The organism is Streptomyces yokosukanensis (assembly GCF_001514035.1).
GTDB lineage: Bacteria > Actinomycetota > Actinomycetes > Streptomycetales > Streptomycetaceae > Streptomyces > Streptomyces yokosukanensis.
Map to the genome: position 1 here is coordinate 367,522 of NZ_KQ948213.1, position 26,413 is coordinate 393,934.

Here is a 26,413-nt window from a genome sequence, read left to right on the forward strand (position 1 = left end):
GTCTATTCTCACTCTGAGTAGTCAAGTGACTTCACAGTCAGGTGAGAAAGGGTCAAACCATGCATACGTTTCAGCGCGCCGCGCTCGTGGCCGCCGCGGTCACGGGGCTGTCCGCCTTCGGTGCCGGCACGGGCGTCGCCCACGACAACGACGATCCGCACCCGGTCGTCGCGGTGGCTTCCGCCCAGGCCGTCGCCGTGGCCACGGCGGGGAACCACGACCACAAGCACCCGGGAGGGAGTCACGATCAGCAGGGCGACGCGTCGAAGCCGGGTCAGACGGATGACGAGGCGAAGCCGACCAAGCCGGGTCAGGCGGATGACGAGGCGAAGCCTGGGAAGCCGGACGACGAGGCCGAGCCAGGTCAGACGGGCGACGAGTCGAAGCCGGGGCAGGCGGACGACGAGGTGAAGCCGGGGCAGGCCGACGACGAGGTGAAGCCGGGGCACTCGGACGACGAGGCGAAGTCCCGTCGCAAGGGCGGCGAATCGAAGTCGGAGCGCAGCCACCACGGGTCGAAGCGGAGCCACAAGCGCCACGGGGCGAAGTCCGCGCACGGGCACCACAAGGCCAAGCACGAGCACAAGCGATTCTCCGACGCCTGGGCCTCCGTGAGCACGTCGGTTGAGTGAGGGCTCGGACGACGCGGCGGGTCGGCGTCCGGGGGGCGTGAGCCACCCGCCCGACTCCAGCGTCGGCGGCGGCGTCGGCGGGCGGAGCCATGACGGCACCGTGCCCCGCCCCCCGACTCCGCCCCGCCCCGTCGAGGCCCTCGGTCGCCTGGAGTCGGCCCCCACGCCCCGGACCGCCGTGGCGTGGCTCCCGCCGGCCGAACTCTGGCCCGCCATCCAGCGCATCCGCGCCGAGCACGACCCGCAGATCCGCCGCTGGCCACCCCATGTGAACCTGATCTACGGCTTCGTACCGGAGGAGGACTTCCCGGCGGCTCTCGCGCTGCTGGCCGCCGCGGCCGCCGGGTGCGAGCCCTTCGACATCCGGCTCAGCGGGGTCCGCGCCTTCCGTCACCGGTCCTACGCCACCGTGTGGCTCGATCCCGCCGCGGCCGGACCGGCCCCCTGGACGGAACTCCGCCGCGCGCTGGCCGAACCCTTCCCGTACTGCACGGATCGCTTCCCGCGCTTCACCCCGCATCTCTCGCTCGGCCGCACCCGTGTTCCGCGTGTCCTCGCGGCCGAATGCGCCGCCCGGCTCGGCGTGCTGCACGCGCGTGTGGCCGAGATCGAACTGCTCTCCCGCCGTGGTGACGGCCCCATGCGGACGCGGGCCACGATCGGCCTGGGCGCGGACGCCGTACGCCGTCCCCCCTCAGGCGCATGAGGTCTGCTTGCCCGACCCGGCGGTTCGAGGGGAAGGTGGATCCGCGCCGACGCTGTCGGCGACGAGGACGGCGAGATGCGGGGAGGAATGGGATGCCGCAGGTCAGACCCATGCGTGCGGATGCTCGGCGCAACTACGAGCGGCTGCTGAAGGCGGCGGTGGAGGCCTTCGCCGAGCATGGGGAGAACGCGTCCCTCGACGACATCGCCAAGCGCGCGGGCGTCGGCGCGGGCACGCTCTACCGGCACTTTCCGACCCGGCAGGCGCTGCTGGAGGCCGCGTACGTCGACCGCTTCGAGGCGCTGGGGACGCGGGCCGACGAACTGGCGCGGGAGCTGCCGCCGGGTGAGGCGCTCATGGCGTGGCTGCACGAGCTGTGCGTGGCCACGATCCAGGTGCGGGGGCTGAAGTCCCTGCTGGGCTCGGCGGTCGCGGACGGCGGCCCGGTCGCGAGGACGGCGTGCGGGGCGTCGGTGCAGGGTGCGGCGAAGAGGTTGGTGGAGGCGGCCCGGGCGGCCGGGTTCCTACGGGCCGACCTGGAGCCGATCGAGGTGCTGCGGCTGACTCACGGGGTGGCCACGGCGTCGGAACTGGCGGACCATCAGGGCCGGGAGATCCAGCGGTACTTGACGCTGCTGCTGGAGGGGCTGCGGCCGTAGCCTCCGGGCGGCGGCGTCACGAGGGCGACGGCACCGCGGCTCCCAGGAGGGCGCCGCGTCCTGCGGCTCGGGCAGGGCGCGCGGGGAACTGCGCGATCAGTCCCCACGCGCCCGCGCCTCGGTCGGCTACAGCGCCCTCGCTCCCGGTTCCACCATGTTGCGGACCGTTCGGGCCTTGACGAACTCGCCCATGGCCGTCATGTCCCACTCGCCGGAGAACTGGCGGATGAGCTTGGCCATCATCACGCCGGTCTGGGGCTCGGCGTGGGTGAGGTCGAAGCGGACCAGTTCCTCGCCCGTGGCGGCGTCCATCAGGCGGCAGTACGCCTTGGCCACCTCCGTGAACTTCTGGCCCGAGAAGGAGTTCACGGTGAAGACCAGGCCGGTGACCTCCTGGGGGAGACGGCCGAGGTCCACGGTGATCATCTCGTCGTCGCCTCCGCCCTCGCCGGTCAGATTGTCCCCGGAGTGCCTGATCGCGCCGCCCAGGATCGTCAGCTTGCCGAAGTAGCAGCTGTCGATGGGGTTGCGCTCGGGGCCGTAGGCGATGACCGAGGCGTCGAGGTCGATGTCCTTGCCCCGGAAGGCGGGCTCCCAGCCGAGCCCCATCTGCACCTGCGAGAGCAGCGGCCGGCCGCCCTTGACCAGGGACACGGTCTGGTTCTTCTGCAGGCTGACCCGGCCCTTGTCCAGGTTGATCTTCCCGGCGCCGGGCACGGGGGCGGGCGGCGGCGGGGGAGCGGAGACCGGCGGGGCGGGCGCGGTGACGGAGGGCGGTGCGGTGGGCGCCGGCGGGGCGGCCGGCTGCTGCGGCGGGGCGGCGGGCGCGGCGGCCGGCTCCTCCACCGTCACGCCGAAGTCCGTCGCGATGCCGGCCAGGCCGTCGGCGTACCCCTGGCCCACCGCGCGGGCCTTCCAGGCGCCGCCCCGGCGGTAGATCTCCACGACGACCAGCGCCGTCTCCGTGCCGAGCTGGGGCGGGGTGAACGTGGCCAGCACGGCGCCGGCGTCCGCGTCGCGGATGGTGGCCGTCGGCTCGATGCCCTGGAAGCTCTGGCCGGCCGCGTCCGGGCTGGCTGTCACCACGATCTTCTCGATGTCCGGCGGGACGGCGGCGGTGTCGACCGTGATCGCGTCCGGCGCCGCACCGCCGCCGGACGCGTAGGCCACGCCCGGACCCGTCGGCTGGTTGTAGAAGATGAAGTCGGCGTCCGAGCGCACCTTGCCGTCGGCGGTGAGCAGCAGGCCCGACACGTCGAGCCGCACCGGGGCGGCGACGTCCACCGTCACGCGCGCGGTCGAGAGAGGGATGTTCGAGCCAGGGGTCATAGCTGTCATGCCGGGTGAACGAACGACACCGCTTTACCGTTCCCTTACCCAACCCCCAATCGGCTCAGGGTCGCGACCCCGAGCCGGCTCAGGGCACGACCACGATCTTCCGTCCCACCCCGGCTGCGAACTGCTCCAGCGCCTGCGGGTACCGCTCCAGCGGGATCCGGTCGCTGATGAAGACCTGCGGGTCCAGCACCCCGTTCGCGAACAGCTCGGCCGCCCGCTCGAAGCTGTGCAGCACCGCCATGGAGCCGGTGACCGTGATCTCCTGGTTGTAGATGCGATAGGGGTCGATCGTCACCCGCGTCGCGTAGTCGGCCACCCCGAACTGCAGGAACGTACCCGCCTTCGCCACCCGGTCCAGGCCGTCCTGGATCGCGGCCGCGTTGCCGGTCGCGTCCACGACCACGTCCCAGCCCTGCGGCCGGTCCAGCTCGTCCGCGCTCGCCGCCGAGGCGGAGACCCCGAGCCGTCGCGCCGTCTCCAGCCGGGCCGGGTTCACGTCGACGACGTCCACGCTCGCCGCGCCCGTCCGCTTGGCCAGCTCCAGCATCATCAGACCCATGGTCCCGGAGCCGTAGACCAGGACATGGGCGCCCAGGCGGGACTGCAGGACGTCGTAGCCGCGCACCGCACAGGACAGCGGCTCGACGAGGGCCGCGTCCTCGGTGCGCACGTGCTCGGGCAGTTTCACGCAGTTGGCCACGGGTGCGAGGGCGTACTGGGCGGCACCGCCCGCCGTGGTGACGCCGATCGCGGCCCACCGCTCGCACAGGTTGTTGTGGCCGGTACGGCAGTAGCGGCATTCGTAGCAGTACAGGGAGGGGTCGACGGCCACCCGGTCGCCGACCGCCACCTCGGTGACCTGGCTGCCGACCCCGACCACCTCGCCCGCGAACTCGTGTCCGGGGACGATCGGCAGCTTGGGCGCGAACTCGCCCTGGAGGATGTGCAGGTCGGTGCCGCACAGCCCGCAGGCGGCCACCTCGACGACGACCTCGCGCGGGCCCGGTGTCGGGTCCGGCACCTCGGTGACGACGGCTCGGCCCACGGACTCGATGACGGCGGCCTTCATTTCACGGCTCCCAGTGACAGGCCCTGGACCAGCTTGTCCTGGGCGGCGAACCCCGCGGCGAGCACCGGCAGGGAGATGACGAGCGACGCGGCGCACACCTTGGCCAGGAACAGGCCCTGGCTGGTGATGAAGCCGGTCAGGAACACGGGGGCGGTCTCGGCGACCACGCCCGTGAGCACTCGGGCGAACAGCAGCTCGTTCCAGCTGAAGATGAAGCAGATCAGGGCGGTGGCGGCGATGCCGGGCAGGGCGATCGGGGCGACCACGCGCGCGAGGATCGTCGGCAGCCGGGCGCCGTCCACCCGCGCCGCCTCGATGACGGCGACCGGGACCTCGGCGAGGAAGGACTGCATCATCCACACCGCGATCGGCAGGTTCATGGAGGTGTAGAGGATGACCAGGAGCCAGATGTTGTCGAGCATCCCGGCGTTCTTGGCGAACAGGTAGATCGGCAGCAGCCCCGCCACGGCCGGCAGCATCTTCGTGGACAGGAAGAAGAACAGCACGTCCGTCCACTTCTTCACCGGCCGGATCGACAGCGCGTACGCCGCCGGGAAGGCCAGCAGGAGGACGCAGAGCGTGGAGACCAGGGACGCCACCGTGGAGTTGATCAGCGCGGGCCACGGGCTCTGCCCGCCGCCGCTGCCGAAGAACTCGCGGTAGCCGTCGAGCGTCAACGACGCGGTGAGGGACGGCGGGTTGGTCGCCGCGTCCGCCTCCGAGTGGAAGGAGGTCAGGGCCATCCAGGCGATCGGCAGGAAGAACACGATCCCCGCCAGCCAGGCCACGAGACCCAGCCCGTTGCGGCGCAGTACGGCGTTCATGCGCGGGACACCTCCTCGCGGAACAGGGACGACACCACGCGCAGGGCGAAGGTCGCGATGATGATCGAGCCGATGACGACCAGGACGCCGGCGGCCGAGGCGAGACCGTTCTCATGGGCCTGGTAGAAGCTCTGGTAGACGGTGTAGGGCAGGTTGGCGGTGCCGAGGCCGCCGGAGGTGATCGTGAACACCGCGTCGAAGTTCTGCACGATGTAGATCGAGCCGAGCAGGGCGCCGAGTTCGAGGTAGCGACGCAGGTGCGGGAGCGTCAGATGGCGGAAGATCTGCCAGTCGTTCGCGCCGTCGACCCGCGCGGCCTCGATCTGCTGCTGGTCCCGGCTCTGCAGCCCGGCGAGCAGGATCAGCATCATGAACGGCGTCCACTGCCACACCAGGGAGGCCTCGACCGCGAGCAGCGGGGTGCGGGAGATCCAGTCGGGCTGTGGGCCGCCCACATAGTGCAACAACCCATTCAGAAGCCCGTATTCAGGGTTGTAGAGCACATGCTTCCAGAGCAGGGCCGCGGCCACCGGTACCACCAGGAAGGGGGCGATGAGCAGGGTGCGTACGATGCCCCGGCCGCGGAACCTGCGGTCCAGCAGCAGGGCGAGCGCGAGCCCCAGGACCAGGCTGGCCAGCACCACCGCCGCCGTGAGCAGGACGGTCGTCCACACCGAGTGGCGCAGGTCGGCGTCGGTCAGCACCTGGCGGTAGTTGTCGAGGCCGGTGAAGTGGCGGGCCTTGGGGTAGAGGGCGTTCCAGTCGAAGAAGGAGATCACCAGTGTGGCCACGAACGGCAGCTGGGTCACGGCGATCATGAAGACGAGGGCCGGGAGCAGCGGGGCCCGGGTGGCCCAGGCGCGCAGCCGGGCCGAGGGTTGCTTCCGTGTGCCCGCGGGGGCGGCCGCGAGGCGGGCCGTTGTCGTCGCTGTCATCGTCCCTCGTACTCCTTGGAGATCTTCTCGGCCAGCGCCTGTGACTTCTTGAGGGCCGAATCGACGGACTGGCGTCCGGCGATGGCGCCGCTGATCTCCTGGGAGACCTTGGTGCCGAGGTCGGTGAACTCGGGGATGCCGACGAACTGGATGCCGGGCGCGGGCCGCGGCTGCACGCCGGGGTCGTTCGGTCGGGCGCTCTCGATGGCCTCCTTGGTCATCTCCTGGAAGGCGGCGGCCGAGGCGCGGTAGTCGGCGTTCGTGTACGTCGACGCCCGCTTGCCCGCCGGGACGTTCGGCCAGCCGCCGGTCCGGCCGACCAGCTGCTCATAGCCCTTGCCGGACGCCCAGGAGATGAACTTCCAGGCCTTGTCGGGGTTGCGGGAGGCCTTCTGGATGCCCCAGGCCCAGGTGTAGAGCCAGCCCGAGGACGGCGTCCTCACGACGGGGGCCGGGGCGTAGCCGAACTTGCCCTTGACAGGGGAGTCCGCCGCCTCCAGCAGGCCGGCCGCGCTCGTGGCGTCGTACCACATGGCGACCTTGCCCTGGGTCATGTCGTTGAGGCATTCGGCGAACCCGGACTGCGCGGCGCCGGACTCGCCGTGCGCGCGGACGAGATCGACATAGAATTTTGTCGCCTTCTCGAACTCCGGGGAGTCGAGGTGGGCCTTCCACCGCTTGTCGAACCAGGTGCCGCCGAAGGTGTTCACGACCGTGGTCAGCGGGGCCATCAACTCGCCCCAGCCCGGCAGCCCGCGCAGGCAGATGCCCTTCATGCCGGGCTTCGCGCCGTCCGCCTTCGCGGCGAGGTCGGCGACCTGCTGCCAGGTGGGGTGGGCCGGCATGGTGAGGCCCTTCGCCGCGAACACGTCCTTGCGGTACATCAGGAAGGACGACTCGCCGTAGAAGGGCTGCCCGTAGAGCTTGCCGTCGTCGGCGGTGAGGGACTGGCGCATGGGCTTGAGGACGTCCTGCTCGTCGTACGACGGGTCCTTCGCCACATAGGAGTTCATCTCGCGCAGCCAGCCGTTGCGGGCGTAGATCGGTATCTCGTAGTTGGAGAGGGTGGCCACGTCGTACTGCCCGGCCTGGTTGGCGAAGTCCTGGCTGATCTTGTCGCGGACGTCGTTCTCGGGCAGCACGGTGAAGTTGACCTTGATGCCCGTCTCCTTGGTGAAGTGGGCGGCGGTCAGCTTCTGCAGCTCGGTCATCTGGGGGTTGTTGACCATCAGGACGTTGATGGAGTCGCCGCCGGAACCGGTCCCGCCCGCACCGACCCAGCAGCCGGAGAGCAGCGGGGCGAGCAGCGTCCCTGCGGCGGCCATGGCGAGTGTGACTCGCGGCCTCCGTCGGCTCGGGATACGCATGGATCGCTCCTGGAGATATGGGGACATAAGGGGCGCTCGGAGGAGTGGAACGCCCCTGGGGGAGTGTGAGGGGTCTGAGGAGTGAGTCGGACCTGGGGAGTGAGGTGTTCCTGGGGAGTGGAGTGGGGTGTTCCTGGGGGTGGACGTTCAGACCCGGATGACCTGTGGGCCCAGCAGGGAGTAGCGGTGGGCCTCGGCGGTCGGCAGCAGGGTGCTCGTGACGATCGCCTCCAGCGCGCCGACCTCGGCGAACCTGCAGAAGCTGACCGCGCCGAACTTGGTGTGCACGCCCGCGAAGACGGTGCGCCGCGCGGCTCGCATCGCCTGTGCCTTGACTTCGCTGACCGCCGGGTCGGGTGTGGTCAGGCCGTGCTCGCGGGAGATGCCGTTGGCGCCGATGAAGGCGAGATCGACGACGAATCCGGCGAGCATCTTCGTCGTCCAGTGGTCGACGGTGGCCAGGGTGCCGGGCCGGACCCGGCCGCCGAGGAGCAGGACCGACATGTTCTCGGTCTCGGCGAGGGCGCCCGCGACCGGCAGGGACGCCGTGACCACGGTCAGCGGCCGGTCGGTCGGCAGGGCCTCGGCGATGAGCTGCGGGGTGAAGCCCTCGTCCACGAACACCGTCTCGGCGTCCCCGAGCAGCTCGGCCGCGGCGGCCGCGATCCGGCGCTTCTCGGGGACATGGCTGGTGGCGCGGAAGGCGAGCGTCGTCTCGAAGCCGGCGCTCTCCACCGGATAGGCGCCGCCGTGTGTACGACGGACCAAGCCATGGTCCTCCAGGGCGCGCAGATCGCGCCGGATGGTCTCCTTGGCCACGCCCAGCTGGGTGGCCAGGGCGGTGACGTCGACCGCGCCGGTCGCACGCGCGGCCAGTACGATCGCGCGCTGGCGTTCCTCCGCCGTCCTCGTGCTCATGCCGTCACCCGCCTTCCCTCTGTGCCCCATGGCCCGTTCGCCTTCGGGACGCCTCAACCGATGTCACGCGTCCGCGGTTCGATCGGTTGCTGCCCGTTCGGGCCCGTGGGCAAAGTTCTACAGCGGGTGTGCGGTGGTGGCCAAGCCTGGCGGGCGCCCGATCCTGCCCGTCTGTGCCCGTTTGCCCGACCGGGTGCCCGGCGCGGACCTGCGGGATCGTGCGGGGCGGGGTGAGAGCGGGCGTCCCGGATGCCCGGGAACGACGGCGGGCGGGCCCGTTCGGTGCCCGCCCGTGCGCTCGGGGTTCGTTTTCCGTCACCCGCGGGCTTCCGGACGCGCTCCGCACGCGCTCGCGGCGTGTTCGGGGAGCGCTCCAGGGCTGCCCGGTGGGGCCCGGCAGGCGCTCCAGGAGTGTCCGGTGAGTGCGCGGACACTGCCCGCGCGGTCGCCCCCGGTCCGCCGGAGCGGGTCCCCGGAGGGTTCAGTACGGCCAGATCGGCGGATCGTTCACGAAGTGCCCGCCGAGGTGGCTGTGCGCCGGGTTCTCCGGGTCCAGCTCGCCCTGTTCGGCGATCAGCTTCTCGGCGTACGGCTCGGAGTCGTCCCGCGGCTCGTAGCCGAGCGCCCGCGCGCTGGTCAGGTCCCACCACAGCCGGGTGTTGGCGGAAGAGCCGTGGACCACGGTGTGGCCGACCCCCTCGGCGGTCAGGGCCGCGTGGAAGAGGCGGGCGCCGTCGGCCGGGCTCATCCACACCGAGAGCATGCGCACGCCGGTCGGCTCCGGGAAGCAGGAGCCGATGCGCACCGAGACGGTCTCCAGGCCGTGCTTGTCCCAGTACAGCTGGGCGAGGTCCTCGCCGAAGGACTTGGACAGGCCGTAGAAGGTGTCCGGGCGGCGCGGGGTGTCGACCGGGATCAGCGGCTCGCCCGCGCGCGGGGCGGGGGTGAAGCCGACGGCGTGGTTGGAGGAGGCGAAGACGATCCGCGGCACGCCCTCCTCGCGGGCGGCCTCGTAGAGGTTGTAGGTGCCCTCGATGTTCGCCTTCAGGATCTTCTCGAAGGGGGCCTCCAGGGAGATGCCCGCGAGATGCAGCACCGCGTCCACGCCCCGCACGGCCTCGCGCAGCGCCTGCCTGTCGCCGAGGTCGGCGGTGATCGCGTCCGGCTCGCCCTCGACGGGCCGCATGTCGAAGAGGCGCAGCGTGTAGCCGTACTCCGGCAGCAGGGACCGCATCAGGGTGCCGAGCCCGCCGGCGGCGCCGGTGAGCAGGACGGTGCGGGGAGCGGGCATCCTGGATTCTCCTTGTAGCCGATATTCACATACGTGGACAAGTTAGAGAGTCTCGCCGTGCAACGTCAAGTGGTGCCTGATCTCCGTGAATCCGCTTCGGAGTTGCCAGTTTGCCTGCTTGACCTGCCGCAAGAAGGCCCCGTAGCGTGGTCACGTTCAGAAATGTAGACGTGAATCATAAACGTGCACCGGTGGGTTTCGGTACCGGTGTGTTTCAAGGGAGAGCCCGTGACGCCAGCCCCTCTCACCGAACGGCTCAGCGATCCCCGCGGGCCGCTCTTCTTCCCCGTCACGGCCTACGGCCCGGACGGCGCCCTCGACCTCGACGTCTACCGCACCCATGTCCGCCGGGGCGTCGCCGCCGGAGCCTCCGCCGTGTTCGCCGCCTGCGGCACCGGGGAGTTCCACGCGCTGCTGCCGGAGGAGTTCGAGGCCTGCGTCCGGGCGGCCGTCGAGGCGACCGACGGACGCGTCCCGGTCGTCGCGGGCGCCGGCTACGGCACCGCGCTCGCCGTCCGCTACGCGCGTCTCGCAGAGGCGGCCGGCGCCGACGGCCTGCTCGCCATGCCGCCGTACCTCGTCCTCGCCGACCAGGAAGGCCTGCTGCGGCACTACCGGGAGATCGCCGCGGCCACCGCCCTGCCGGTCATCGTCTACCAGCGCGACAACGCCGTCTTCACGCCCCGGACGGTGGTGGAACTCGCCCGTACCGACGGGATCACCGGCCTCAAGGACGGCCTCGGCGACCTCGATCTGATGCAGCGGATCATCAGCGCCGTACGCACCGAGGTCCCCGGCGACTTCCTGTACTTCAACGGTCTGCCCACCGCCGAGCAGACCCAGCTCGCCTACCACGCCCTCGGCGTCACGCTGTACTCCTCGGCCGTCTTCTGCTTCGCCCCGGAGATCGCCCTCGCCTACCACCAGGCCCTGACCTTCGGTGACACGGCGACCGTGCGGCGCCTCCTGGACGGCTTCTACCGGCCCTTCGTGGAACTGCGCGCCCAGGGCCGCGGCTACGCCGTCTCGCTCGTCAAGGCGGGCGTACGGCTGCGCGGCCTGGACGTCGGCGAGGTCCGGTCCCCGCTGCACGAGCCGGCGGAGGACCACGTCAAACAGCTCGCCCAGCTGATCGAACGGGGATACGCGCTGCTGGAGGGGGACGCGTGAGCGCACGCCGGAACGGCTCGGAGGAGGACGCGTGAAGGCATCGGCGTTCGTCTACCCCTGGGACGTCGACGGGGACCCGGACGCCCCGGCGCGCATCGCCGCGCTGGGCGTGGAGCAGGTGACCCTCGCCGCCGCCTACCACTCCACCCGCGCCCTGACCCCCCGCCACCCCCGCAGGCGCATCGTCACCGCCGAGTACGCGGCCGTCCTCTACCCGCCGGGCGACCGCTGGGCGGGCCGCGGCCTGCGCCCCTACGGCGCCGGCCGCTGGGCCCCGGGCGACGCCTACGGCGAGGCCGCGCGGGCGCTGGCCGCCGCCGGTCTCGCGGTGCACACCTGGGTCGTCCTCGCCCACAACTCCCGCCTCGGCGCCGAGCATCCCGACATCTGCGTCGTCAACGCCTACGGCGACCGCTACCCCTGGGCGCCCTGCATCGCCCAGCCCGGCACGCGCGCGTACCTGGTGGACCTGGCCGCCGAGGCCGCCGTACGGCCCGGCGCGCACGGCACCGAGCTGGAGTCCCTCGGCTGGTACGGGCTGGCGCATCTGCACGCCCACGACAAGATCTCCGGGGTCGGTCTCGGCGAGGCCGGGCAGTATCTGATGTCCCTGTGCTTCTGCCCGTCCTGCCGTGCCGGGTACGGCGAACAGGCCCTGGACGCCGACGTGCTGGCCGCCTCCGTGCGGGCCGCGCTGGAGCCGCTGTGGCGGGGCGCGGCGGCCGACGAGGGCTGGCCCACGGTGGCGAAGCTGCTCGGTGAGGAGACGGCGGCCCGCACGCGCGCGTGGCGCGAGGGCACCGCCGCCACGCTCCAGGAGGAGGCCGTCGCCGCCGTGCGCGCCGCCGCACCGGCCGGCTTCCAGGTGCTGCTGCACGCCGATCCGGTCTCCTACCGCTGCGGGGCCAACGTCGGCGTCGACCCCGCCCATGTGCTCTCCGTCGCCGACGGCGTGGTCGTCCCGTGCACGGGCGGTACGGGCCTGCTGGCGCCCTTCGCCGAACAGGCGCGGGAGCGGACGGTGCTGGCAGCCAACTTCACCGTCGTCTCCGGGATGGGCGGCAGCCCCGGCACGCTCGCGGCGGACGCGGCACGCGCGCGTGCGCAGGGTGCGACGGAACTGCGGCTCTATCACGTCGGGTTGGCGTCGGACCCGGACCTCGCCGCGGTGCGTGAGGCCTTGTCGGCGCGGTCCGCGCGCTGAGCCAGCGTGGCCGCCGTCAGCAGCAGGGCGAGGCCGTACAGGGGCAACAGCAGCGCGGGTGAGGCCAGTTCGACCAGGCCCGCGCCGAGGCCCAGCCCGATGGCGTTGGGCCCGAGGACCAGTGTGCCGGCGGTGGCCGTCACCCGGCCCAGCATCGGGCCGGGCGTCTCCCGCTGGACGGCGGTGAAGGTCGCGACGAGCAGGCAGGGCAGGGCGAGACCGATCGCCAGCGCGGACGCGAGGGCCACCGCGTCCCACGGCAGTGCCCGCGCGGCGACCGCGAAAGCGTTCAGCGCGATCCCGGCCGCCGCGAGCCGGTGCCCGCCGAGCCGCCGCAGCGCGGCCCCGGCGACGAGCCCGGCCGTCACCGAACCGGCGCCCTGGACGGCGTAGAGCACGCCCGTGTAGGCGGGGGAGTGGCCCAGGCGGTCCACGACGGCGTACGTCGTCGTCGCGCTCAGGGAGCCGAGGAGCATCGTCGTACCGGCCGCCCGGACCAGCGGGCGCAGCCCCGGGTGCCCCCACAGATGCCGGACGCCCCGCACGGTCTCCCGCCGCCAGCCGGCGGACCGGGCGGGCCGGGCCTCGCGCACCCGCAGCAGTGCGCACAGCCCGGCGGCGACCACGAACGTGCCGGCGTCCAGGCAGGCGACGGCCGCACCGCCGAACGCCGCGTACAGGCCCGCTCCGGTCAGCGGCGCGAGGACTTTCATGCCCTCCGTGACGGTCAGCCGCAGCCCGTTGAAGTCGCCGAGGAGGTCGCCGGGGACGGCGGCGGCGACCAGGGCCGACTCGGCGGCCTCGGCGACGACGGCGACGGTGCCGTACAGGAGCAGGACGGCGAACAGCAGCCACAGTCCACCCGGGGAGCGGACGGTGAAGAGCGTGAGCAGGGCGGCCGCGAGTCCCAGGTCCATGGCGATGAGCAGGGGCCTGCGGCGCACGCGGTCGGCGAGCGTGCCGAGCGCCGGGCCCGCGAGGGCGGGCGCCCACATGGCGAGCATGCACAGGGCGGCCAGGCCGTCGGACCCGGTGAGGTCCTTGACCCACACGCCCGACGCCAGCCACAGCGAGGAGGTGCCGAAGGCGGACACCAGCAGGCTCGTGAGATACAGCCCGGCGTTGCGGTCCCGCAGGACGCGCAGCAGGGGCCAGGAAGTCGTCATGCCTGCTCATCGTGGGGCTAAGGAGAGCCGGGGCGGATCGGCAAGGTGCCTTATCCGGGCGCTGTGCGAGGCGGCGGCAATCCGTCGGAACCTGTCGGCAATGCCCCTGGGGCGCCCGCCGGCCCGAACCTACTGTCGGCCGCATGCGCTACATCGCCCCGATCCTGATCGGACTCCTCTACGTCCTCCTCATGTCCCTGGTCCCCGAGCCCCAGCGACGCCGCCTCAACGCGGTCATGGTGGCAGGGGCGGGTGCCGCCTACCTCAGTGGCGGCGGCCTCGGCGGCTGGGAGTTCGCGTTCACCGCGGTGGCCACCTTCGTCGCCTACAAGGGGCTGGACTCCTGGGCCTGGATCGGCGTCGGCTGGCTGCTGCACACGGCCTGGGACGTCGTGCACCACCTCAAGGGCCACCCGATCGTCCCGTTCGCCCACGACTCCTCGTTCGGGTGCGCGCTGTGCGACCCGGTGATCGCGGTGTGGTGCCTCGGCGGGGGCCGGTCACCTCGGCACGACGACCGACACCGACCCGAACGCCGCCGTGCCGGACATCGGCCCCGACCGGTGCGAGGAGCTGCCCAAGGCCCTCGACGAACTCGCCGACGCCTGGCGCGATCCGGCCGCCCGGACCGGTACGACCCGCGCCGGCGGGGTGGACCTGCCGGGCGAGCCAGGGGTGCCGTCGCCGACGAACTCGTCATCCACGGATGGGACCTGGCCCGCGCCACCGGCCGGTTCCCGTGCCGAGGCACGACCATGTGACGCCAGGGTTCCACTTGGCCGAGTGCGCCGAAGCGGGGGCCCCGGCCGTCGTACTCTCCCCCCATGCCACTCACCCTCACCGTCCTCGGCACCGCCTCCCCGCACCCCGGCCCCGACCGGCCCTGCTCCGGATATCTGCTGTCCGGCGGGGGTGCCGAGGTGTGGGTGGACGCGGGGCCCGGCACCTTCGCCGCGTTGCAACGGCACACGGACCCCGCGCGGCTCACCGCGATCTGGATCTCCCACCTGCACGCCGACCACAGCGCCGATCTGCTGGCGGCCGCCTACGCGTTCGCCTACGGCGGGGCGACTCCGCCCGCCCCGATCCCGGTGTACGCCCCGCAGGACTGCGCCGATCGGCTGGCCGGCTTCCTCGGGCGGGCGGACGTCGACTTCCTCAAGGGCGTCCTCGACTTCCGGACCTTGTACGACGGCCATGACGTCCGGCACTGGAACCTCCGGCTGACCGCCCGTGCCGTCGCGCACGACACCGAGGCGTACGGGCTGCGCGCCGAGTGCCAGGGGAGCGTCCTCGCCTACTCCGGGGACAGCGGACCCTGTGCCGCGCTCGGTGAACTCGCCTCGCGCGCAGACCTGTTCCTGTGCGAAGCCGACATCGACGCGCATCGCGACGGCGAAGACCGCGAGCAGGTGCATCTGACGCCCGAGGACGCCGGGCGCATCGCCTTCGAGGCGCGGGTGCGCGCCCTGCTCGTGACCCATGTCGGCCCCACGCTCACCCGCGAGCAGGCCACCGCACGCGCCGCCGCGGTCTCCGGCCGGCTCACCCGTGCCGCCGTCGAGGGCGACGTCCACACCGTCTGAGAAGCCCCGGCCCTCCTTTGTCGGAAGCATTGACGAAAGGCGGGACCCCTCCTACTTTCGACGCGTCGTACTTCGTACGTCATATATGAGACGCGATATATGAGACGCACTACGTGAGATCAGAGAGGGCCGTATGACCTCCGTGCCCACCCCGATCCCGTCCCGCACGCAGGTCGTGCTGGACGCGATCAGACACCGCATCCTCACCGGCCGGCTGACCCCGGGGCAGGCCCTGGTCGAGACGGAGCTGGCCGCGCAGTTCGGGGTGTCCAAGACCCCGGTGCGCGAGGCGCTGAAGACCCTCGCGGGGACCGGACTCGTCGTGATGAGCCAGTACAAGGGCGTCACGGTGCGCATGGTGGACGCGGACATGGCGCGCGAGGTCTACGACGTGCGGCTGCTGCTGGAACCGGAGGCGCTGCGCAGGACCGTCGGGCGAGGGGCGCCCCTCGACGCCGCGCACGACGCGCTGGACCGGGCCGACGCCGCGACCGACACCGCCGAACGCTCCCTCGCCAACCGGGAGTTCCACCGTGCCCTGTACCTGCCCTGCGGCAACCCGCTGCTCGGCCGGATGCTGGACGAGGTCCGCGACCAGGCCGCGCTGGTCTCCGCCGTCGCCTGGGCCGCCGACTCCTCCTGGGAACGGGAGGCCGCCGAGCACCGGGAGATCCTCCGGCTCGCGCTCGCCGGTGACGCCGACGGCGCCGCGGGCGCCCTGCACGCCCACATCGCGTCCTTCGTGGCGCGTGCCTTCCCCTCGGACACCGACCCTCGGCAGGAGGAAGGGCATCGATGAGCGGCGTGACGTTCGAGTCCCAACGGGCGGCCCTGGCCGACGTGGTGGCCATCCCGGTGACACCCTTCGCCGCGGACGGCTCCGTCGACACCGGCACCCATCGGGCCCTGCTGCGCCGCCTGCTCGACGCCGGGATCCGCACCCTCACCCCGGGCGGGAACACCGGCGAGTTCTACGCCCTGGCCCCCGAGGAGCGCCGTCTGGTCACCGAGTCGACCGTCGAGGAAGCCGGTGACCGCGCGGCGGTGCTGGTCGGCGTCGGCCACGACCTGCCCACCGCCGTCGCCTCCGCCTCGCACGCCCGCGACGTCGGCGCCCCGATGGTCATGGTCCACCAGCCCGTCCACCCCTATGTCTCGGCGGCCGGCTGGGTCGACTACCACCGGGCGATCGCCGACTCCGTGCCCGAGCTGGGCGTGGTGCCCTACATCCGGGGCGACCGGCTGCCCGGCGCCCGGCTCGCCGAACTCGCCGACCACTGCCCGAACGTCATCGGCGTGAAGTACGCCGTACCGGACGCCGTCCGGTTCGCGGGCTTCGCGCGGGACGCCGGCCTCGACCGCTTCGTCTGGGTCGCCGGCCTCGCCGAGCCGTACGCCCCGTCCTACTTCTCCGCGGGTGCCACCGGTTTCACCTCCGGACTCGTGAACGTCGCCCCGTCCCTGGCCCTGGCCATGCTGGCGGCGCTCCGGTGCGGCGACCACCCGGCCGCCATGAAGGTCTGGGAGCAGATCCGCCGCTTCGAGGAACTGCGCGCAGCCCACGGCTCGGCCGACAACGTGAGCGTCGTCAAGGAGGCCCTCGCCGCCCTCGGCCTGTGCCGCCGCGACGTCCGCCCGCCGAGCAGGCCCCTGCCCGAGGAGGCGCGCGCCGAGGTCGCCGCCATCGCCGCCGGATGGTCGAGGTGAACGCGCCCCGCAAGCGGCCGGAGGAACTCAGAAGCCACCAGTGGTACGGCACCGACGGCCTGCGCTCCTTCAGCCACCGCGCCCGCACCCGTCAGCTCGGCTACCTCCCCGAGGAGCACCTCGGCAAGCCGGTCGTCGCGATCCTCAACACCTGGTCCGACATCAATCCCTGCCATGTGCATCTGCGGGATCGCGCCCAGGCCGTGAAGCGCGGAGTGTGGCAGGCGGGCGGCTTCCCGCTGGAGTTCCCGGTCGCCACCCTCAGCGAGACCTTCCAGAAGCCGACCCCGATGCTCTACCGCAACCTGCTCGCGATGGAGACCGAGGAACTGCTGCGGTCCTACCCCGTCGACGGCGCGGTGCTGATGGGCGGCTGCGACAAGTCGACCCCGGCGCTGCTCATGGGCGCCGCCTCCGTCGACCTGCCCGCCGTGTTCGTACCGGCCGGGCCCATGCTGCCGGGCCACTGGCGAGGCGAGGTCCTCGGCTCCGGCACCGACATGTGGAAGTACTGGGACGACAGGCGCGCGGGCCTCATCGGCGACTGCGAGACGGCCGAGCTGGAGAGCGGCCTGGCCCGCTCGCCCGGTCACTGCATGACCATGGGCACGGCGTCCACGCTGACGGCCGCCGCCGAGGCGCTCGGCGTGACCGTGCCGGGCGCGTCCAGCATCCCCGCGGTGGACTCGGGGCACGACCGGATGGCCGCCAGGGCGGGCATGACCGCCGTCGAACTGGTCCACCGGGGCCGCACGGTGAACGACGTCCTCACCCGTGAGGCCTTCGAGGACGCCGTCACCACCGTCCTCGGCCTCGGCGGCTCCACCAACGCCGTGATCCATCTGATCGCGATGGCGGGCCGGGCCGGTGTGCGGCTCACGCTGGACGACTTCGACCGCATCGCCCGGACCGTGCCCGTCCTCGCCGACGTCCGCCCCGGCGGCCGGAAGTACCTCATGGAGGACTTCCACTTCGCCGGCGGCCTGCCCGGCTTCCTCACCCGGATCACCGATCTGCTCCACCTGGACCGGCCGACGGTGTCGTACGACACCCTGCGCGAGCAGTTGGAGGGCGCGCGGGTGCACGACGACGACGTGATCCGACCCCGCGACAGGCCGGTCGCCGGGGAGGGCGGCGTCGCGGTCCTGCGCGGCAACCTCTGCCCCGACGGAGCGGTCATCAAGCACATCGCCGCCGAGCCCCGTCTGCTCAGGCACACCGGCCCGGCCGTCGTCTTCGACGACTACAGGACCATGCAGCGCACCATCGACGACCCCGCGCTCGGCATCACCGCGGACAGTGTGCTGGTGCTCCGGGGCGCCGGTCCCAAGGGCGGCCCCGGCATGCCCGAGTACGGCATGCTCCCCATCCCGGACCATCTGCTGAAGCAGGGCGTGCGGGACATGGTCCGCATCTCCGACGCCCGGATGAGCGGCACGAGTTACGGCACCTGTGTGCTGCACGTGGCGCCGGAGTCGTACGTCGGCGGCCCGCTGGCGCTCGTGCGCACCGGGGACCTCGTCGCCCTGGACGTCGAGGCACGAACGCTCCGACTCGTCGTGGACGACGAGGAGTTGGCGCGGCGCCGGGCGCAGTGGACGCCGCCGCCCGTGCGGTACGAGCGCGGGTACGGCGCGCTGTACACCGAGCAGATCACCCAGGCGGACACCGGCTGCGACTTCGAGTTCCTGGCGCGGCCGGGCACGGTGCCCGAACCGTACGCGGGCTGAGCGCGCCCCCGCGCCCTCCCCGGCCACCGCCGGCCTCGGCCGGCGTGGTGAACTGCCCACCGGTGCAGTGGATTTCCCGATCGGCGGCGTATCGATCGGATAACACCGCTCGCGCACAGCGGTGTGATGCGCGTAGACAGTCTCTGACCTGGCACATCACTCTCATCCACCAGATCCGGAGAATCCATGCGGAAGTCCCACAGAGTCGTCGCCGCCGGTGCCGCCTGCGCTCTTGCCGGCCTCGCGCTGTACAGCGCGGGCGCGGCCACCGCCGGGCAGTCGACGGCGAACTCCACCCACGAGCCCTACAACATCGGGCAGTTGGTGAAGGACATCGACACCTACTACGGCACGACCGCCGACGCCAACGGCGTCTACCAGGCGTCCCCGGACAGCCCGTACGCCGAGGACCTGGCGCACCTCGACGCCGACGCCAAGCGCTACATCGACAAGGCGGCCCGCAAGGCGCACCGTCACGGCGAGAAGCCGGCCGTGGTCTTCGACATCGACGACACGCTGCTGCTCAGCCTCGACTACGAGAAGCGCTACAACTACACGTACAACTCCACGACGTGGAACGACTACGTGAACCGCGCCGACCGGCCCGCCGTCTTCGGCAGCCCCGAGCTGGTCCGCTACGCCGAGTCCAAGGGCGTCGAGGTCTTCTACAACTCCGGCCTGAGCGAGGCACAGCGCACCGCCGCCGTCGCCAACCTGAAGAAGGTCGGCGCCGATGTGAACCTCGACGCCGACCACATGTTCCTCAAGGACAAGGCCAACCCGCCGGCCTACCTGGGCGACTGCGCCACCCCGGGCACCTGGAACTGCACGACCGTGCAGTACAAGTCCGGCACCCGCAAGCACATCGAGGACGACCTCGGCTACGAGGTCATCGCCAACTTCGGCGACCAGTACTCGGACCTCGACGGCGGCTACGCCGACCGCACGTACAAGCTGCCGAACCCGACCTACTTCGTCTCCTGACGGTACGGTTCCCGCGCCCCCAGGGGCGCGGGAACCGCGCGCGCGATCACCCCGCGGCACGCCCTTCGGGGCCGCCTACTTCAGGGCCGCCTGCATCATCGCCTTGGCCACCGGCGCCGCCAGTCCGTTGCCGCTGACCTCCGACCGCGCCGCGTCCGACTGCTCGACCATGACCGCGACGGCGACCTCCTTGCCGTTGCTGTCGGACTTCGCGAAGGACGTGAACCAGGCGTACGGCGTCTTGCTGTTGTTCTCGCCGTGCTGGGCGGTGCCGGTCTTGCCGCCGACCGTGGCCCCGTCGATCAGCGCGTTCGTGCCCGTGCCGTCCTTGACCACCGTCTCCATCGCCGACTGGAGCTGCTCGGCGGTGGAGGAGCTGACGATCTCCTTGTCGTCCGCGCCGTCGTCGAAGTTCTGCAGCACATCGCCGTCACTGTCGGCGATCTTCGAGACCATGTGCGGCGAGACCAGCTTGCCGCCGTTGGCAATGGCCGCGGACACCATGGCCATCTGCAGCGGGGTCGCGGTGACGTCGAACTGGCCGATGCCGGACAGCGCGGTCTGCGCCTTGTCCATGCCGGAGGGATACACGCTGGCGTAGGCGCGCACCGGCACGTCCTGCTTGTCGTCGTTGAAGCCGAACTTCTCGGCCATGGCCTTGACCTTGTCCTGGCCGAGCTCGACGGCCATATGGCCGAAGACGTTGTTGCAGGAGTACCGCAGGGCCGTGCGGATCGAGGCGTTCTTGCAGGGCGCCGACCTGTTCTCGTTCTCCAGCGGGCGAGTGGTGCCCGGCATGATGTACGGGTCGGGGCTGTCGGTGGGATCGTCCACGTTCTTGTACAGCCCGTTCTCCAGCGCGGCGGCCGCCACGACCAGCTTGAACGTCGAACCCGGCGGCAGCGGCTGGCGCAGCGCGCGGTTGACGAGCGGCTTCTGCCCGTCCGTGGTCAGCTGCTTCCAGGCGCTCCCGGCCGTGTTGGCATCGGTGAGTGTGGAGGGGTCGTACGACGGCGTCGACACCACGGCGAGGATCTTGCCGGTCTTCGGGTCGATCGCGACGGCCGCGCCCTTCTTGTCGCCGAGCGCGCGGTAGGCCGCCTTCTGCACGGTCGGGTCGATCGTGGTGAGCACGTCGCCCGGGTCGGCGCGCTTGCCGGTGAGCGTGTCCATCACGGTCTTCAGCCGGTTGTCCGTGCCGTCCAGCAGGTCCTGGTAGATGCCCTCCAGCTGGGTGGGGGCGTAGGCCTGCGAGGCGTAGCCCGTCACGGACGCGTAGAGCTTGCCGTCCGTGTACGTCCGCTTGTACTCGAGATCACCTCCCTTGGTCCGGGTGGAGCCGGTGACGGCGTTTCCGGCCACGATGATGTTGCCGAGCGGCTGCGAGTAGGTCCGGATCGCGTTCCGCCGGTTGTCGTTGTCGTCCGCGAGGGCCTTGCCGTCGTAGAACTGCACCCATGTCGCCCTGGCCAGCAGAGCGAGCACGAGCAGCAGTGCGAAGACGGACGCCCGCCTGATCGTCTTGTTCATCCCGCTTCGTAGACGATCGGAAGGGGGCCGGTCGTTCCCGTACGTCCGTTTTCTCATCGTGTGTTCAGGAAACCGGCCTCGTACGCGGCGATCACCGCCTGGGTGCGGTCGCGGGCGCCGGTCTTCGCGAGGACGGCCGCCACATGCGACTTCACGGTCGCGGGTCCCACCTCCAGCCGCCGGGCGATCTCGGCGTTGGTCAGCCCGTCGGCCATGTGCCGCAGCACATCGCGCTCGCGTCCCGTGAGCTTGCCCACCCAGGGCGCGGACGGGGTGGTCCGGCGCGCGTGTCCGGCCGTGAGGGCCCGTACGGCCGCCGGGAACAGCAGGCTGTCGGTGTGCGCGACCAGCCGTACCGTCTGCACCAGGGTGTCGGCGTCTGTCCGCTTGAGCAGGAAGCCGGCGGCGCCGGCGCGCAGGGCGTCGTACACGTACGAGTCGTTCTCGAAGGTGGTCACGACGACGATCCGGGGCGGCGGCTCCAGGGTGGTGAGGATCTGTTCGGTGGCCCGGATGCCGTCGGTCTCCGGCATGCGCACGTCCATGAGCACGACGTCGGGGCGCAGTTCCCGGACCAGCGACACGGCCTCCGCGCCGGTCGTCGCCTCGCCGATCACCTCCAGGTCCGGTTCGGCGGAGAGGATGGCGCGCAGGGCGGTGCGGACCATGCGTTCGTCGTCGGCGAGGACGATCCGGACGGCGGGCCGGGTCATGCGGTTCCTCTCGGCAGTGGCCGGGCGGATGCCTCGGCCGTGGTCGCGGGCGCGGTCAGGGGCAGTCGTACGGACAGGCACCAGGTGTCCGCCGACGGCCCCGCCCGCGCCGTGCCCCCGAGCAGCCGCACCCGGTCGGCGACGCCCCGCAGACCGTGACCGCCGCCGGGGCGGGGGGAGCGTGCGGTGCCCAGGGCGTTCTCGACGGTGATCTCCAGATGGCCGTCGTCGGCGGCGATGCGCACCGCGACCGGTGTGCCGGCGTGCTTCAGGGCGTTGCTCAGGCCCTCCTGCACGATGCGGTACGCCTCCCGGGAGACCAGCGGGGGCAGCGCGGCGGGGTCGGTGCCGACGGTGGCCGACACGGGCTGTCCGGCGGCCCGGGTGCGGCGCAGCAGTCCGTCCAGGTCGGTCGCGAGCGTCGGCGCGGGTGCGGTGCCCGGAGCGTCGCCGTCCCGCAACACGCCGAGCACGGCGTCGAGTTCACCGACCGTGCGCCGGGTGGTCTCCTCGATCGCGGCGAGCGCCTCGCGGACGAACTCCGGGTCGGTGCCGAGGAGTCGGCGGGCCGCGCTCGCCTGGAGGGTGACGGCGCTCAGGGCGTGGCCGACGGAGTCGTGCAGCTCGCGGGCGAGCCGGTTGCGTACAGCGAGATCGGCGGCGCGGGCCTCGGCTGCGGCCAGCCGGTCCTGGGGGGTGGGCCCGAGCAGCGCCGGTGCCCAGCGGGCCAGCAGGGCCCCGCAGCCCGCCGCGCACCCGGCGAGCGCGAGCAGTACGGCCAGGCCGGCGAGCGGGCTGAGCGCCGACGTCCAGCCGTGGTCGAGGACGTCGGGCAGGTCGAGCGGGGAGTGGCGGAGCCCGGCGAACAGCGGCAGCACCATCAGGACGACCGCGAACGGGGGCACCGCCAGCGACATCCCCGCGACGATCCCGCCGAACCCGAGATGCAGCGTGAACCAGAGGGCGGTGCGCGCCCGTTCGGCCCGGGTGCGGGCCGGGCCGTGGGCGAGGGCGTCGTCCCCGTCGACACCGCACAGGGCGCGTACGGCGGCGGACTCCAGCGGCCGGGTCAGCGGGAAGAGGGAGGTCACCGCCGCGAGCGGCAACCCCAGGGCGAACGAGGCGAGTTGCAGCGGCAGCGAACCGAAGACGTCGTCCACGCCGGTGAGCGGTCCGACGATCACCGAGCCGACGAGGACGTACGGCATCGCGAGCGCGCCGCCCAGGATCAGATGGACCCACCGGCGCCGCGCCCGCCCGCCGAAGAGCCGCCTCAACGCCCCGCGCACCGGGCGGCCTCGGTGGACCGGTCCGCGAGGAAGCGGGCAGTGAGGGAGAGCACGAGCAAGCCGGTGATCACCTGCCCAGCGTAGGTGAGAGCCAGCGTCGTTGTCGGGCGATCGGCGGCGTTCTGCGCGGTGGCGAGGGCGCCGAGGGCCGTCCAGGCGCCCCAGCAGGCGGCGGCACCGGAGCCGATCCAGGCCAGGGCGAGCGGCACCGCGACCGGCAGTGCGCCGCCGCGGGGGAGCGCGAGCTGGCGGACGCCGAGCACGGCGGCGGCCAGGGAGACCAGCATCAGCACGTCCATCAGCCGGCCCCCGGGGTGCTTCGTGCCCAGCCCCGCCGTGCCGCCGCAGGCCCACAGCAGCCTGGTGCCGAGCGGGAACAGCGCGAGCACCGCCACCGTCACCGGGCCCCACCGGCCGGTCGCGGTGCCGCGGGACGGCAGCTCCCGCAGCCGTCCCCGCCACAGCTGCCCCCACCGGTTGCGGGCGTACGCGGCGAACAGCGCCCCGAGGGCCAGGCCCTGCACGATGAACCCGCCGTACACCACGTCGAACACCCAGCCGGCCAGGAACGGCTTGTCCCCGCCGCCGCTCCCGCCGCTGTCGCCGCCTCCGTGCACGGCATGGAGCACCAACTGCGCCGGGAATCCGGCCATGATCGGCGCGAGCAGGCCGGTGGCGACCCACATCGGTGCGGCCAGCAGCCAGGCGGGCACCCGCCGACCCCAGGGACGGGTCAGCAGCAGCGCCAGCACGACCACGGCCGCGTCCATCAGCACGGTGAGCCCATTGGCGACGATCATGGTCACCCGGTGCTCCAGCAGCGGGCTTCCGTCCGGGATCCCGGCATGACTCCCGGCGATCCAGGCGACCTTGAGGGCGAGATACGGCAGACAGGCGGTGACGGCGAGCAGGCGCAGCAGCCGGGACCATGCGGAGATGCCGGTGGCGGCCGGGCCGAGAGCGGTTGACTGGGTCATGCCCCAACGCTCCCGTGCGAGCGGGCCGGTGCGCTTCCTGCCCGCCGACGATCCGTCTCCGCCGCACGGGGGAGACGCCGGGTGCCGAGGGGGACACGGCACCCGGTCCGACCCGCGGCGCGGTCTACAGCCGACGCGTCGCCAGCGTCAGCCGGTCGCGCGCGTCGAACAGCGCGTCCTTGATCATCTGTTCGTGGGCGGGCGTCAGCCGGGCCACCGGCACCGAGCAGCTGATCGCGTCCCGGGCCGGGGTGCGGTACGGGATCGCCACGCCGAAACAGCGCAGGCCCAGCGTGTTCTCCTCGCGGTCGACCGCGAAGCCCTGCTCCCGCACCTGATGCAGCTCCTCGATGAGCTTCTCGCGGTCGGTGAGGGTGTGTTCGGTGAGCGCGGGCAGGGTCTCCGGCAGCAGCTTGCGCACCTGCTCGTCGGAGTACGTGGCGAGGATCGCCTTGCCGAGGGAGGTGGAGTGGGCCGGCAGCCGGCGCCCCACCCGGGTGAAGGGGCGCAGGTAGTGCTGGGACTGGCGGGTGGCCAGGTAGACGACGTTGATGCCGTCGAGCCGGGCCAGGTGGATGGTCTCCGTGGTGTCGTCGGAGAGCCGGTCCAGGGTCGGCCGCGCGGCGGCCACGACCTCGTCGCCGTCGATGTACGACGTGCCCACGAGCAGCGCCCGCACCCCGATGCCGTACCGCGTGCCGGTCGCGTCCGTCTCCACCCAGCCCAGCTCCACGAGTGTGCGCAGCAGCATGTACAGGCTGGACTTGGGGTATCCCACGGCCTCCTGCACGGCCGCGAGGGAGTGCATGCCGGGCCGGCCGGCGAAGTACTCCAGCAGCTCAACGGTCCGTACCGCGGACTTGACCTGCGCCCCGCCAGCTGCGTCGCCTGCCGTCATCGCCCTTGACCCCTTCGTCCGACGGGGGCCTGGATATTCAGGTCCCGAGATATGTAGTCTCCGAACAGCGAATTCATCATCAGAGACAGCGTTCAGTATATCGAACGCGGCTGATGGGTGACCCAGTGAAGCGCAGTCTCGTCTGGAGGGACCCGCGGTGGCAGCAGTACCAGTCTGGAGTGTCGACCCGCGCACCGGGAAGCGGCGTGAGCAGGTTGCGGTGGAGGCCACAGCCGAGGAGGTGGACACCGCGGTCAGGGCGGCCCACGCCGCGCGGGGCGCCCTCGCCGACCGCGCGGTGCGCTCCGCCTTCCTGCGCACGGCCGCCGCGGGCCTGGAAGCGGCCAGGGACGGCCTGATCGAGACCGCGGACGCCGAGACCGCCCTCGGCCCGGTCCGGCTGACCGGCGAACTCGCCCGGACCGGCTACCAGTTGCGGGCCTTCGCCGACATCGTCGACGAGGGCGCCTTCCTGGACGTCGTCATCAACCACCCCGACGACACCGCGACCCCGCCCATCCCGGACCTGCGCCGCTACAAGGTCCCGCTCGGCGTCGTCGCCGTCTACTGCGCCTCCAACTTCCCCTTCGCCTTCTCCGTCGCCGGCGGCGACACCGCGAGCGCGCTCGCCGCGGGCTGCCCGGTCGTCGTCAAGGCCCACCCCGACCACCCGGCCCTGTCCGAACTGGTCGCCAAGGTGCTGCGCCGGGCCGCCGCGGAGCACGGCATCCCCGAAGGCGTCGTGGGCCTCGTGCACGGCTTCCGGGCGGGCATCGACCTGATCGAGCACCCGTCGGTCGCCGCCGCGGGCTTCACCGGTTCGATCCGGGGCGGGCGTGCGCTGTTCGACGCGGCCGCCGCCCGTCCGGTGCCGATCCCGTTCCACGGCGAGCTGGGCTCGCTCAACCCGGTCCTGGTGACGCAGGCCGCCGCCGCCGAGCGGGGCGAGGCGATCGGCGTCGGGCTCGCCGGGTCCATGACGCTCGGGGTCGGGCAGTTCTGTGTGAAACCCGGACTGGTGCTGGTGCCGTCCGGTGCGGCGGGGGACGGCCTGGTCAAGGCCCTGACGGACGCGGTGAGCGACACCGAGGCGGGAGTGCTGCTCGACCACCGGATGCGGGACGACTTCATCGCCGGGGTCGCCGAGCGCGCGAAGCTGCCCGACGTGGACTCCCCGGTCACCCCGGGCGCGGGCGGCGAGCACAGCGTCAGCGCAGGGTTCCTCGCGGTGCCGGCCGCCAGGCTGGCCGAGGAAGGGGCGTACGACCAGCTCCTGGAGGAGTGCTTCGGGCCGGTCACCGTGGTGGCCCGCTACGCGGACGAGGACGAGGCGGCGGGCGTCCTGTCCCGGCTGCCGGGCAACCTGACGGCGACCGTGCAGCTGTCCGCCGAGGAGGCGGCCGGGCAGGGCCGCGGCGCGGAGCTTCTCGCCGAGCTGACTCCGCTGGCGGGCCGTGTGGTCGTGAACGCGTGGCCCACGGGGGTCGCGGTGGCGCCCGCGCAGCATCACGGCGGGCCGTACCCCGCGACGACCTCCACGTCGACTTCCGTCGGGGGTACGGCCATCGAGCGGTGGCTGCGGCCGGTGGCCTATCAGAACGCGCCCGCCGCGTTGTTGCCGGTCGAGCTGACGGACGAGAACCCCCTGGGGCTTCCGCGCAGGTTCAACGGGGTGCTGGAGCGGTAGCGCCCCTCGGGCACGTGCGGTTCCCCTGCGACA

General features: G+C 72.3%; 24 protein-coding genes and 2 pseudogenes. 13 read left to right on the forward strand and 13 right to left on the reverse strand.

Annotation, left to right across the window (positions count from 1 at the left end):
• The first annotated feature begins 59 nt into the window (after nucleotides 1-59).
• The 3 genes from AQI95_RS21640 (at nucleotide 60) to AQI95_RS21650 (ending at nucleotide 1,997) form a co-directional block, all read left to right on the forward strand.
• Complete coding sequence (locus tag AQI95_RS21640; protein WP_067125960.1) at nucleotides 60-632, forward strand: hypothetical protein; 573 nt, start codon at nucleotides 60-62, stop codon at nucleotides 630-632.
• Between the two features lie 37 nt (nucleotides 633-669).
• Nucleotides 670-1,338, forward strand: a complete 669-nt coding sequence (locus tag AQI95_RS21645; RefSeq protein ID WP_244188805.1) for a 2'-5' RNA ligase family protein — start codon at nucleotides 670-672, stop codon at nucleotides 1,336-1,338.
• A 92-nt stretch (nucleotides 1,339-1,430) separates the two neighbouring features.
• Nucleotides 1,431-1,997 (forward strand): TetR/AcrR family transcriptional regulator, encoded by a 567-nt coding sequence (locus AQI95_RS21650; protein ID WP_067125964.1) that lies wholly within the window; start codon nucleotides 1,431-1,433, stop codon nucleotides 1,995-1,997.
• A gap of 126 nt (nucleotides 1,998-2,123) precedes the next feature.
• On the opposite strand, the gene AQI95_RS21655 is transcribed toward AQI95_RS21650, so the two are convergent.
• From AQI95_RS21655 to AQI95_RS21685, 7 genes are all read right to left on the reverse strand, one after another.
• Nucleotides 2,124-3,326 (reverse strand): TerD family protein, encoded by a 1,203-nt coding sequence (locus AQI95_RS21655; RefSeq protein WP_067125966.1) that lies wholly within the window; start codon nucleotides 3,324-3,326, stop codon nucleotides 2,124-2,126.
• A gap of 88 nt (nucleotides 3,327-3,414) precedes the next feature.
• On the reverse strand, nucleotides 3,415-4,404 hold the full coding sequence (locus AQI95_RS21660) for a zinc-dependent alcohol dehydrogenase family protein (RefSeq protein WP_067125968.1): 990 nt from the start codon (nucleotides 4,402-4,404) through the stop codon (nucleotides 3,415-3,417).
• Nucleotides 4,401-5,228, reverse strand: coding sequence for a carbohydrate ABC transporter permease (locus AQI95_RS21665; protein WP_067125970.1), 828 nt, complete (start codon nucleotides 5,226-5,228; stop codon nucleotides 4,401-4,403). Before AQI95_RS21665 ends, AQI95_RS21660 begins: the two co-directional genes overlap by 4 nt.
• Nucleotides 5,225-6,163: a carbohydrate ABC transporter permease gene (locus AQI95_RS21670; protein ID WP_067125972.1), complete on the reverse strand. Its 939-nt coding sequence runs from the start codon at nucleotides 6,161-6,163 to the stop codon at nucleotides 5,225-5,227. The genes AQI95_RS21665 and AQI95_RS21670 overlap by 4 nt, the downstream gene beginning before the upstream one ends.
• Entirely contained in the window at nucleotides 6,160-7,530 is a 1,371-nt protein-coding gene (locus tag AQI95_RS21675) for an ABC transporter substrate-binding protein (protein WP_067125973.1), read from the reverse strand. The genes AQI95_RS21670 and AQI95_RS21675 overlap by 4 nt, the downstream gene beginning before the upstream one ends.
• Nucleotides 7,531-7,677: 147 nt before the next feature.
• Nucleotides 7,678-8,448: a DeoR/GlpR family DNA-binding transcription regulator gene (locus tag AQI95_RS21680; RefSeq protein WP_067125976.1), complete on the reverse strand. Its 771-nt coding sequence runs from the start codon at nucleotides 8,446-8,448 to the stop codon at nucleotides 7,678-7,680.
• 481 nt (nucleotides 8,449-8,929) lie between these two features.
• Nucleotides 8,930-9,739 (reverse strand): NAD-dependent epimerase/dehydratase family protein, encoded by an 810-nt coding sequence (locus AQI95_RS21685; RefSeq protein ID WP_067125978.1) that lies wholly within the window; start codon nucleotides 9,737-9,739, stop codon nucleotides 8,930-8,932.
• A gap of 228 nt (nucleotides 9,740-9,967) precedes the next feature.
• On the opposite strand from AQI95_RS21685, the gene AQI95_RS21690 reads away from it, so the two are divergent.
• Together AQI95_RS21690 and AQI95_RS21695 are read left to right on the forward strand one after the other, a co-directional pair.
• Complete coding sequence (locus AQI95_RS21690) at nucleotides 9,968-10,909, forward strand: 5-dehydro-4-deoxyglucarate dehydratase (protein ID WP_067125980.1); 942 nt, start codon at nucleotides 9,968-9,970, stop codon at nucleotides 10,907-10,909.
• A 31-nt stretch (nucleotides 10,910-10,940) separates the two neighbouring features.
• The gene (locus tag AQI95_RS21695) at nucleotides 10,941-12,113 is read left to right on the forward strand and encodes a hypothetical protein (RefSeq protein ID WP_067125983.1); all 1,173 of its coding nucleotides are present in this window, start codon (nucleotides 10,941-10,943) and stop codon (nucleotides 12,111-12,113) included.
• On the opposite strand, the gene AQI95_RS21700 is transcribed toward AQI95_RS21695, so the two are convergent.
• Entirely contained in the window at nucleotides 12,041-13,279 is a 1,239-nt protein-coding gene (locus AQI95_RS21700; protein WP_067125985.1) for an MFS transporter, read from the reverse strand. The genes AQI95_RS21695 and AQI95_RS21700 overlap by 73 nt on opposite strands.
• A gap of 143 nt (nucleotides 13,280-13,422) precedes the next feature.
• Here AQI95_RS21700 and AQI95_RS21705 point away from each other — a divergent pair.
• The 7 genes and pseudogenes from AQI95_RS21705 to AQI95_RS21730 form a co-directional block, all read left to right on the forward strand.
• A pseudogene (locus tag AQI95_RS21705) lies at nucleotides 13,423-13,818 on the forward strand (DUF6010 family protein); the annotation flags it as partial.
• Nucleotides 13,784-14,013 (forward strand): annotated as a pseudogene (locus AQI95_RS45045) (DinB family protein); the annotation flags it as partial. The pseudogenes AQI95_RS21705 and AQI95_RS45045, both read left to right, overlap by 35 nt.
• 90 nt (nucleotides 14,014-14,103) lie before the next feature.
• Nucleotides 14,104-14,865, forward strand: coding sequence for an MBL fold metallo-hydrolase (locus AQI95_RS21710; protein WP_067125987.1), 762 nt, complete (start codon nucleotides 14,104-14,106; stop codon nucleotides 14,863-14,865).
• Between the two features lie 133 nt (nucleotides 14,866-14,998).
• The gene (locus AQI95_RS21715; protein WP_067125989.1) at nucleotides 14,999-15,664 is read left to right on the forward strand and encodes a GntR family transcriptional regulator; all 666 of its coding nucleotides are present in this window, start codon (nucleotides 14,999-15,001) and stop codon (nucleotides 15,662-15,664) included.
• Nucleotides 15,661-16,572, forward strand: a complete 912-nt coding sequence (locus AQI95_RS21720; RefSeq protein WP_067125991.1) for a dihydrodipicolinate synthase family protein — start codon at nucleotides 15,661-15,663, stop codon at nucleotides 16,570-16,572. The genes AQI95_RS21715 and AQI95_RS21720 overlap by 4 nt, the downstream gene beginning before the upstream one ends.
• The gene (araD, locus tag AQI95_RS21725; RefSeq protein ID WP_067125993.1) at nucleotides 16,560-18,302 is read left to right on the forward strand and encodes an L-arabinonate dehydratase; all 1,743 of its coding nucleotides are present in this window, start codon (nucleotides 16,560-16,562) and stop codon (nucleotides 18,300-18,302) included. Before AQI95_RS21720 ends, araD begins: the two co-directional genes overlap by 13 nt.
• A 186-nt stretch (nucleotides 18,303-18,488) precedes the next feature.
• Nucleotides 18,489-19,286, forward strand: coding sequence for an HAD family acid phosphatase (locus tag AQI95_RS21730; RefSeq protein ID WP_067125996.1), 798 nt, complete (start codon nucleotides 18,489-18,491; stop codon nucleotides 19,284-19,286).
• Nucleotides 19,287-19,361: 75 nt separating this feature from the next.
• On the opposite strand, the gene AQI95_RS21735 is transcribed toward AQI95_RS21730, so the two are convergent.
• From AQI95_RS21735 to AQI95_RS21755, 5 genes are all read right to left on the reverse strand, one after another.
• Nucleotides 19,362-20,816 carry a peptidoglycan D,D-transpeptidase FtsI family protein gene (locus tag AQI95_RS21735; protein ID WP_067125998.1) on the reverse strand — a complete coding sequence of 485 codons (1,455 nt, stop codon included), beginning with the start codon at nucleotides 20,814-20,816 and terminating at the stop codon, nucleotides 19,362-19,364.
• Nucleotides 20,817-20,869: 53 nt separating this feature from the next.
• Nucleotides 20,870-21,529 carry a response regulator transcription factor gene (locus AQI95_RS21740; RefSeq protein WP_067126000.1) on the reverse strand — a complete coding sequence of 220 codons (660 nt, stop codon included), beginning with the start codon at nucleotides 21,527-21,529 and terminating at the stop codon, nucleotides 20,870-20,872.
• Entirely contained in the window at nucleotides 21,526-22,818 is a 1,293-nt protein-coding gene (locus AQI95_RS21745; RefSeq protein WP_067126002.1) for a sensor histidine kinase, read from the reverse strand. The genes AQI95_RS21740 and AQI95_RS21745 overlap by 4 nt, the downstream gene beginning before the upstream one ends.
• Entirely contained in the window at nucleotides 22,803-23,795 is a 993-nt protein-coding gene (locus AQI95_RS21750) for a hypothetical protein (protein ID WP_067126004.1), read from the reverse strand. The genes AQI95_RS21745 and AQI95_RS21750 overlap by 16 nt, the downstream gene beginning before the upstream one ends.
• Before the next feature lie 124 nt (nucleotides 23,796-23,919).
• Nucleotides 23,920-24,693, reverse strand: coding sequence for an IclR family transcriptional regulator (locus AQI95_RS21755; protein WP_067126006.1), 774 nt, complete (start codon nucleotides 24,691-24,693; stop codon nucleotides 23,920-23,922).
• A gap of 157 nt (nucleotides 24,694-24,850) precedes the next feature.
• Here AQI95_RS21755 and AQI95_RS21760 point away from each other — a divergent pair, with 157 nt between their 5' ends.
• The gene (locus AQI95_RS21760) at nucleotides 24,851-26,380 is read left to right on the forward strand and encodes an aldehyde dehydrogenase (NADP(+)) (protein WP_079071383.1); all 1,530 of its coding nucleotides are present in this window, start codon (nucleotides 24,851-24,853) and stop codon (nucleotides 26,378-26,380) included.
• Nucleotides 26,381-26,413: the final 33 nt, after the last annotated feature.